The organism is Eudoraea sp., from assembly GCF_049669105.1.
Taxonomy (GTDB): Bacteria; Bacteroidota; Bacteroidia; order Flavobacteriales; family Flavobacteriaceae; genus Eudoraea.
In genome coordinates this window covers 1-6,991 of record NZ_JBATKE010000223.1, presented here as the reverse complement: position 1 = coordinate 6,991, position 6,991 = coordinate 1, and the positions used below count along the sequence as shown (strand labels likewise).

The 6,991-nt window shown below is 40.2% G+C and carries 7 protein-coding genes and 1 pseudogene; 3 read left to right on the top strand and 5 right to left on the bottom strand.

Annotated features, from left to right (window positions below; genetic code table 11):
* From WBM60_RS16670 to aqpZ, 5 genes are all read right to left on the bottom strand, one after another.
* Positions 1–647: dipeptidase (locus WBM60_RS16670; RefSeq protein WP_424283360.1), on the bottom strand; the 647-nt coding region annotated here is incomplete at its 3' end.
* A gap of 10 nt (positions 648–657) precedes the next feature.
* Positions 658–1,770 (bottom strand): D-TA family PLP-dependent enzyme, encoded by a 1,113-nt coding sequence (locus tag WBM60_RS16665; protein WP_424276900.1) that lies wholly within the window; start codon positions 1,768–1,770, stop codon positions 658–660.
* A gap of 11 nt (positions 1,771–1,781) precedes the next feature.
* A complete protein-coding gene (locus WBM60_RS16660; RefSeq protein ID WP_424260451.1) occupies positions 1,782–2,246 on the bottom strand; it encodes a RidA family protein in 465 nt (154 codons plus the stop codon).
* A 10-nt stretch (positions 2,247–2,256) separates the two neighbouring features.
* The gene (locus tag WBM60_RS16655) at positions 2,257–3,573 is read right to left on the bottom strand and encodes a gluconate:H+ symporter (protein ID WP_424260449.1); all 1,317 of its coding nucleotides are present in this window, start codon (positions 3,571–3,573) and stop codon (positions 2,257–2,259) included.
* A 107-nt stretch (positions 3,574–3,680) separates the two neighbouring features.
* The gene (gene aqpZ, locus WBM60_RS16650; RefSeq protein WP_424260447.1) at positions 3,681–4,370 is read right to left on the bottom strand and encodes an aquaporin Z; all 690 of its coding nucleotides are present in this window, start codon (positions 4,368–4,370) and stop codon (positions 3,681–3,683) included.
* Between the two features lie 158 nt (positions 4,371–4,528).
* Here aqpZ and WBM60_RS16645 point away from each other — a divergent pair, with 158 nt between their 5' ends.
* The 3 genes and pseudogenes from WBM60_RS16645 to WBM60_RS16635 all read left to right on the top strand — a co-directional run.
* Positions 4,529–5,788, top strand: coding sequence for an aminotransferase class V-fold PLP-dependent enzyme (locus WBM60_RS16645; protein WP_424283359.1), 1,260 nt, complete (start codon positions 4,529–4,531; stop codon positions 5,786–5,788).
* Between the two features lie 300 nt (positions 5,789–6,088).
* Entirely contained in the window at positions 6,089–6,583 is a 495-nt protein-coding gene (locus tag WBM60_RS16640) for a DoxX subfamily (RefSeq protein WP_424278932.1), read from the top strand.
* Positions 6,580–6,991, top strand: a pseudogene (locus WBM60_RS16635) (gfo/Idh/MocA family oxidoreductase); the annotation flags it as partial. The gene WBM60_RS16640 and the pseudogene WBM60_RS16635, both read left to right, overlap by 4 nt.

Sequence of the window (6,991 nt, the reverse complement as noted above, 5' to 3'; positions counted from 1 at the left end):
GGCCCATGGTAGGCCTTCATGGTTTCCCAAAAACTTTCATCACATAAATGGGTGGTGTCCAAAATAATATTTAATCGAGCAATCTCTTTTAAAAGCTCTTTTCCTTTACGGCCAATTCCCCCAATGGAATTTGTGCCATGGGCGTAGGTCCCGGGTCCATAATGAGCAGGCCCGATGGCTCGAAGGCCCTGTTCATAGCTTTTCTCTAGATGATCAAGGGTAATAATAGAGTCGGCTCCTTCCAAACTAAGAATGTAGCCAATGGGATTTTTGCTGTTACCCAAAGAATTCCAAAGGTCTAAATGGTTATTTAATTCTGCCAGATTGGTAATCTGAACCATTTCTCCAATGGCTTCCATGGCTCTGTACCAGGCGAGTTGACCCTGAGTTTGTGCCCAGGCCTGGTGGGGGGAATTCCATCCGGGAAGTTCATTTTCTTTTTTTACGTATCGAGCGATCTGAGTAGCCATACACAAGCCAATATTTCCCCTACGCATGGCGCCAAGAGAAACCGTATTTTTACCCCTATCAGGTTTGTCTATCATCCCTTCCTCCTTCGCCCGGATATCCTCAACGGACCAGGTTAGGTCCCGGTTCCATTCCATTGCGTTCATCGCTAAATCAAGATGTGCGTCAAAAATAAACATATGTGCTTTTTTAAATTTGCATTTGATGATCTCTTGCGGCAATTTTCCACGCTCCTGTGATCTGACCGTCCTCAACAGTCAGAACTTTGGAATATTTAGCTACCGTGGGGCAAATATGCATAGGAATGGCATAAAAAACATCCCCAATATTCAAGGTTCCACTTTTGGCATAATGCAGCACTAAATGCTCTTCACTTTGCCCGGTTTGCTCTGCATCTTCCAGTCCAAAGATTTTTACCCTTGGAAAATCCATCTCGGGAGCAATTGCTTTATGTCCGAGATCCAGACAGATCACTCCCCTTTTAGGTTTGCTGACAATTCTGGTAAGTAATACCGCTGCCGGTAAAAATGGCATGTCTTTAAAAGAAGTTCCATATCGCTCATCCCAAAGCAATGTTGTTCCGGGACTGGTCTCTACATTCTGTCTCGCGGCATGAATAGGAAATGAAGGTGATCCTCCCATAACCAATGTTTTTACTTCTATCCCTATAGCTTCTATTTTGCTTTTAAGATTTGTTACTAATTTATAAGCAGCGTCACATACTTGTTTTCGAAGTTTTAAATCAGTATCCCTGATATGGCCATCATAGGCATGAAGGCCACGCGCTTCTAAGTTTGGGTCTTCTGCAATTTGCCTAAACAACTCAACCGCATGGTCATTTGGTTCTATCCCCGTTCTGTTCATACCGGTGTTGAGGTCCAGGAATAATGCAACAGTTATGTTATTGGAAGCGGCCATTTTTGAAATAAGGCCAATGGTAATTTCATTATCCACAATAGTTGAAAACACAGAATTGGGATAGGAGGCAATCAGTTTAAAAAACCTGTTTAAATTAGCGCCAACAGGTTGCATGGCCAGCAGTATGTCTTTGGCGCCGCATTGTGCCAAAAGTTCTGCTTCGGCAATGGTAGCACATTTAAATTTTTGTATACCGTGTTGCATTTGCATCTCAATAATTTCTGCCGTTTTATGGGTTTTTATATGCGGACGAAGTCTGGAGCGATCCCCAATCATTGAAATCATCAACTCAATGTTTTTTTCAATTCTATCCGGATATACCAACAAAGAGGGAGAAACAATTTCTTCGGGATTATCCAGTTCGTACCAATTTTTACCTGCCATTTTAAATCTGTTTAATGCAGTTGAAACATAGCTTCAATTTCAACCGGAATATTGCCCGGTAACATCATACCCACAGCACTGCGAACACCTACGCCATTTTCTGTTCCAAACACATCAGCCATGAGTTCACTAAAGCCGTTTATTACCAGGGGTTGCTGCCCAAAATCGGGAGTAGAATTCACCATGCCCAGTACCTTTACCACTCTTTTTATCCTGTCCAAATCTCCAAAATGAGTCTTAATCGTTGAAAGCATTGTCAAGCCCACTTGTTCCGCTGCCAGTTTACCCTGCCCCAGAGTAAGATCATCTCCAACTCTCCCTGTCATGTAGGTTCCGTCGGCCTGCATTGGCCCCTGACCGGAAACATAAAGAAAATTATCGACTACTAAGATAGGTTTGTATACCCCGGCAGGTGGAGGAGCCGGAGGTAAGATCAACCCTAAAGTTGCTATTCGTTGTGATGGTAAATTGTTCATATCGTTCGATTTAAATTAATGTGTTGAGTACCAATACACCAATGAGGCCAATAACGCCTACAGTTGTTTCCATTACAGTCCATGTTCTCAGCGTATCTTTTACAGACAAATTGAAATATTCCTTAAAAAGCCAAAATCCACCATCGTTTACATGAGATAACATTAAACTCCCCGAACCTATGGCCAAAACCATTAATTCTGCACTTACCCCGGGATTGGAAACCAAAGGTAAAACTATCCCTGCCGCTGTTAAGCCAGCAACGGTGGCAGATCCCACACAAACCCTTATGACAGTAGCTATGGACCAGGCCAATAACAACGGAGAAATGGCAGATCCTTGGAGCATGCCAGCTATGTAATCACTTACGCCACTATCTATTAAAACTTGTTTTAAAGCACCTGCGCCCGCTATAATCAAAAGTACCATAGTAATTCCGGAAATTGAACTACTAACAGAAACCATTACTTCTGGCATTTTTTTACCACGGGCAAGTCCCAGGGTATAAATTGCAACTAGTACAGCAATTAGCATCGCTATGACTGGATTGCCAAGAAAACCTATGATTGGGTTAAGGTAAAAATCCTCCGGTAAAAAAAGATCGGCCAAAGTGGCTGTGGCAATAAGCAAAATGGGTAATAAGGCAGTAAAGATGCTTATTCCTAAACCCGGCATTTCATGATCTTCCAATATTTTGGGATTTATAAATTCCTTTAGAGGTGTTGCCTTAATATTTTTAATGGTTCTCGAAAATAAAGGACCTGCTATAATAATTGCCGGGATTGCTATGATGATCCCATAAACCAGGGTTTTACCCAGATCTGCATCAAACATAACGGTAATTGCAGTTGGAGCCGGATGCGGAGGAAGATACCCATGAGTTACAGACAGTGAAGCCAACATTGGTAATCCCACATATAAAAGAGGTAGTCCCGTTGCAGCAGCTACGGTAAAGACTAAAGGGACTAAAATAACAAACCCCACTGAATAGAACATTGGGATACCCACAATAAATCCAGTAAGTACCAGGGCCCATTGAATATTTTTTATTCCAAACTTACTTACCAGTTTGGAGGTAATGCGCTGTGCTGCCCCACTATCGGCTACCAATTTCCCTAACATGGCACCAAGACCCAAAATCATAACCAGAAAGCCTAGCGTATTTCCTATTCCATTCTGAATGGATTGTACCACGTTTTCCAGAGTCATTCCTTCTGCAATGCCTACAAACAGAGAAACAATGATAAATGTTATAAACGCATTAAGTTTAAATTTCGCAATCAGGATAAAGAGAAGTAATATTCCTATAATTACTATTAGTAATGGCATGCTGAGAGCTGGTTTTGGTATTTAAAAAATAAAAATACTATTTCATAAAAGAAATAAGTGCGTTTGGTAAAAACAATAATTAGGGGCCAATTTGGCCCCTAATTGTTTTAACTTTTACTTTCGGGTGAAATATATTTATAAACGAGACCTGCTAATATTGCACCCACTATGGGGGCTACCCAAAAAAGCCATAACTGGCCAATTGCCCAGTCGCCCGCGAAAAGAGCCTGACTAGTACTTCTGGCTGGATTAACAGAGGTATTTGTAACCGGGATACTTATAAGGTGTATTAGTGTAAGCCCAAGTCCAATAGCTAAACCCGCCATTCCTTTTGGAGCTTTGGAATGCGTTGCCCCAAGGATAATGATAAGGAACATAAAAGTCATAACGACCTCTGTAATAAGGGCGGCTAACATACTATAACCCCCCGGGGAATGTTCCCCGTAACCATTGCTGGCGAATCCGCCAATTTCAAATCCGGATTTACCAGTGGCAATAAGATATAATATCCCGGCTCCGGCAATACCTCCCAATACCTGCGCAATTATGTAAGGAATCAATTCTTTACTTTCAAAACGCCCACCTATCCATAGCCCAATAGAAACAGCGGGATTAAGGTGGCAACCCGAAACATGACCAATTGCGTAGACCATAGTCAGCACTGTAAGACCAAAAGCAAGGGATACTCCTAAGAAACCAATTCCAAGTTCCGGATACGCTGCGGCCAGTACGGCACTTCCGCATCCACCGAGCACCAGCCATAGGGTGCCAATAAATTCTGCTAGTAGTTTTTTCATTTTTTTGTTTTGTTGGTTAATTAATATTTTTTTCAAGATAGACATTTTTAATAAAGATTGGAATAGAACACCTGATCAGAAAATGATATTGATTACTTAAAAATTACAATTAATAAATATTGAATTGCTTTTATTATCTTGTATGTAATATAGAAGGGATGGATAAAAGGGCTTTCTTAAAAAGTATGGGTAAGATGGTGGCAATTACGCCTTTTCTGCCCTATAACCTGAATGCAAGGGAAATTGAATTTCAGCGGGATTATGGGAATAACGAAGAGGAGTTCTGGAAGGGCATCAGGAAAGATTATCTGTTAAAGCCTGAGTATATAAACCTGGAAAACGGATACTACAATATAACCCCTCAGCCAACCATGAGCAGGTTTCTGGAGCATGTTAAAAACATTAACTATGAGGGCTCCTACTATATGAGAACGGTCCAGTGGGAAAATAAAAAACGAGTCACTACACGTTTAGCGGCTTTGGTTGGGTGCTCATCTGATCAATTGATCATTACCCGTAACACTACGGAATCTTTGGACTTGATAATTGGGGGTTATCCATGGAATGAGAATGATGAGGCAATTTTTGCAGAACAGGATTACGGCTCCATGCAGGATCATTTTGCATTGATCGCAAAACGGTACGGGGTTGTCAATAAAATAGTTTCCTTACCTAACCATCCGGTTTCGGATGATGAATTGGTTGCACTGTACGAGGAACAGATTACGCCTAATACCAAATTAATTATGGTGTGCCATATGATCAACATTACAGGACAAATATTACCTGTCCGAAAGATTTGTGATATGGCACATAAGCATGGTGTTGAGGTCATGGTTGACGGAGCGCATTGTATTGGCCATATTCAGGTGAAGATAGATGATCTGAACTGCGATTATTACGCTTCCAGTCTTCACAAATGGTTAAGTACACCTTTAGGTGCCGGATTACTATATGTTGCTAGCGATAAGATATCAAAAATTTGGCCACTTTTAGCAGAACATGACCGGGATCCAAATGATATTACAAGGTTGAATCATACGGGCACCCACCCGGTTTATACCGATCTTGCTATTGAAGACTCAATAGATTATCTGGAAATGATTGGCCTGGAAAGAAAAGAAAAAAGATTAAGGTTCTTGCAGCGGTATTGGAGTGAAAAATTAAGGAATGTAAAAAATATCAATGTAAATACTCCGGTTGAGGATTATCGAAGTTGTGGGATTGCCAATGTGGGAATTGATAAAATAGCTCCTGCGGAGTTGGCAAAAATTCTTTTTAATGAATTTTATATATTTACGGTAGCTATAGATAGTGCCAACGTTCATGGATGTAGAATTACTCCTAATGTATACACAACTACAAAAGAACTGGATACTTTTGTAGAAGCTATGAATACATTGGCTTCAAGAGCATGAGGTTTTATTACAGCTATGTGGACCATTTATTTTAGATGGCTTCGCCAATAGAGAAACCTGATATTTGTCATAGGAAAGTTAGAGTTGAGGGTCTAGTTTTGATCAGTTTTATTCTATTTAAAAGGCTTAAATTTATAAGGTTTTGTTAGTACGGAAAGAAGTAATTTCCCAAATCATTTATTAGTAAAATATATTATAGAGCATAGCTGCTGTTATTATATTTAACCAAGGCTTGCGATATGAAACCAAAATAAAAACCTTCTAAGGGAAAATACGAATTCATAACTTTAACTAAACAATATGACTGAAACTAAAGGAAAATGGCAATTAAAACACAGTATTGTGTTGATGCGCGTACTTATTGGCTGGCACTTTTTATATGAAGGTGTTATAAAGCTTTACAATCCTGACTGGACCTCATTTGGCTACCTGGCTACAGCACAAGGTCCGCTGGAACCCATGTTTTTGGCAATCGCAAAAGAACCCTTAATTGGTTGGGCAGACACCCTTAATTGGTTGGCGCTAATGTTTGTGGGGATTACTCTTTTGTTAGGGATATTTGAGAAAAAAGGTGCTCTAGTCGGGATTCTATTACTCGCTTTGTATTATTTGGCACATCCTCCTTTCCCCTGGCTACAGCAATTAAATGTTGAGGGGAGTTATTGGTTTGTCAATAAAAATTTAATAGAACTTGCTGCCTGTATGGTTATTTATCAATTTCCAACCGGTCAAACTTTTGGTCTATCATACCTATTTAATAAAAACAAAGAACAAACTAAAACTGAAACCTTATGAAATGGACAAGAAGAGATGTAATTAAAGGCTTAGGCGGAATCCCTATTCTAGGAGCTGTATGGTGGGCGGGTGCTTCAAATTCGGTTTCCAAAAACAGGGAGCGCACAGCCATACTTGAACAATTGAATATACAGCCTTCATTACCTTCAGCAGTAAAAACAATTAGTGGTGATCCTGTAAGGGTAGGAATTATTGGTTTTGGAATTAGGGGAGAACAATTATGCAGAGCATTAGGATTTGCAACAAAAGAATGGTTGGAAGAAATGAGATTAGCTGCAGAAGAAGATCCAAATCATTCCCGATTGAAAGATTTTATGAATCAGGATAAATTGAATATAAAACTTACTGCAGTCTGCGATGTGTATGATGTTAGGGCAGACCGGGTAATTAATTCTTTTTCCACTGAGG